This window comes from Cellulomonas citrea (assembly GCF_009829685.1).
In the GTDB taxonomy this organism is placed as follows: Bacteria; Actinomycetota; Actinomycetes; order Actinomycetales; family Cellulomonadaceae; genus Cellulomonas; species Cellulomonas citrea.
This window is the reverse complement of the sequence record NZ_VWSD01000410.1, coordinates 1-510: the sequence shown is the minus strand read 5'-3', so window position 1 is coordinate 510 and position 510 is coordinate 1. Positions and strand designations below refer to the sequence as shown.

Here is a 510-nt window from a genome sequence, read left to right as displayed (position 1 = left end):
CATTTATGCGTAGATTTACCACAGGTGAATCGCTGTTTCAGCAAGAAATCAAAGCATCATTTGGTCATGGACAGTGTCTACTTTCTCCAAACATAGATGGAGATATGCAAATTCTTAACATTGGCCCTCAGCAATACACTTTATCTGATGGGGCTTTTGTTGCCGCAACAGAACATGTCAATGTCAAAGCCAAGATTCAAGCAAATTTAGGTGGTGGATTCTTTGGTGATACGGGTGGTTTTGTGGTGATGGAATCATCTGGACAAGGGCAACTGTGTATTTCTGGTTGTGGCACCTTAATGGAAGTTGATGTAAGCACTCAGAATGGAGAAACCACCATTGATAATGGTCATGTTGTGGCATGGGATTCGTCTTTAAGTTACAACATTGGGATGCCAAGTTCACAAAACCGCGGAATTGTTGGAAATCTTTTAAACAGTTTTACCAGTGGTGAAGGTATGGTGCTTAAGTTTAGGGGCAATGGCAAAGTCATTATTTGTTCCCGAAATC

The 510-nt window shown here is 41.2% G+C and carries 1 protein-coding gene; it reads left to right on the top strand.

Annotated features, from left to right (window positions below):
- Window positions 1–510: AIM24 family protein (locus F2B26_RS17835; protein ID WP_159811266.1), on the top strand; the 510-nt coding region annotated here is incomplete at both ends.